This window comes from uncultured Campylobacter sp. (assembly GCF_938017615.1).
In the GTDB taxonomy this organism is placed as follows: domain Bacteria; phylum Campylobacterota; class Campylobacteria; order Campylobacterales; family Campylobacteraceae; genus Campylobacter_B.
Map to the genome: position 1 here is coordinate 1 of NZ_CALIJA010000175.1, position 1134 is coordinate 1134.

Genomic DNA, 1134 nt, shown 5'->3' on the forward strand with positions numbered 1-1134 from the left:
TCCTTATACTTGCGATGCTTTGGAGTACTGCTGGCGCAAGCAGCGAGGCATCCCTGAGTATAGTATTTTTGATATTAGCGGCTTAAGAAGTAAAAAGAAATTTGAGCTTTATAAAAGCGGCGTGGTTAAATTTAACGATATAAAAGATCTAAGTAAATTTAACGCCTCTCAGCAAATCCAAATAAAATCAGAAATCTCGCAAGAACAGATCATAGACAAAGATGCAATAAAAGAGTTTTTGGATACGCTCCGCTACCCGCTCTATCACCTCGACTTTGAGACCTTTCAGCAGGCGGTGCCGCAATTTATTGGGCTTAGGCCTTACGAGCAGATACCTTTTCAGTTTTCAATCCACAAAGATGACGGCAAGGGAAATTTAGAGCATTTTAAGTTTTTAGCTGAGGCTGGCGCCGATCCTAGATACGAGTTAGCGTTAAATTTAATCAAATTTATCCCGCAGGACGCCTGCGTGCTAGCCTATAATATGAGCTTTGAAAAAGGAGTGATAAGACGCATGGCGGAAGCTTATCCGCAAATCTCAAACGAGCTTATGGCTATCCACGACAATATAAAAGACATCATGGCACCCTTTGCAAGCAAAAGCTACTACCATCCGATGAAAGGTAGCTACTCCATAAAATACGTCCTGCCCGCACTCGTGCCCGAATTAGAATTGGCGTATAAGGATTTAAATTTAATCCATCACGGAGGCGAAGCTATGCAAGCATACGCCGCTATGACTTTTATGAAAGAAACAGAGCGCGAAGCTTATAAGCAGGCTCTGCTAGAATATTGTAAGCTCGATACGCTAGCAATGGTTAAAATTTTAGAAAAACTTTATGAGGCTGTGCACTAAGACAAAAAATGCCTAGTTTGTCTGCTATAATGCTTTAAAATTTTAAAGGAGGAGATATGGATATAGAGAAATTTGAATCTATGCTAAAGCAAATCAAAGTCTTAAGCGATAAGCTAGAAGTGAAAAAGCTGCGCGGCAATAATGACTACAATCTATTTTTGGCGCTTTTTGACGCTAGCGACGAAGTGCGGTTGCACTCGCGCTTTATTTGCTCGCTGCTCGATCCGAACTCGTCACATTATCAAAAAGAGCTATTTTTGGAGCTTTTTATAAAAGCA

2 protein-coding genes are annotated in these 1134 nt (G+C 40.7%); both read left to right on the top strand.

Annotation, left to right across the window (positions count from 1 at the left end; genetic code table 11):
• Positions 1-856 (top strand): DUF2779 domain-containing protein (locus tag Q0620_RS08985; RefSeq protein WP_298784632.1); only part of this gene is annotated, 856 nt, incomplete at its 5' end.
• 56 nt (positions 857-912) lie between these two features.
• On the top strand, positions 913-1134 hold a 222-nt coding region (locus Q0620_RS08990; protein ID WP_298784634.1), incomplete at its 3' end, for a PD-(D/E)XK nuclease family protein.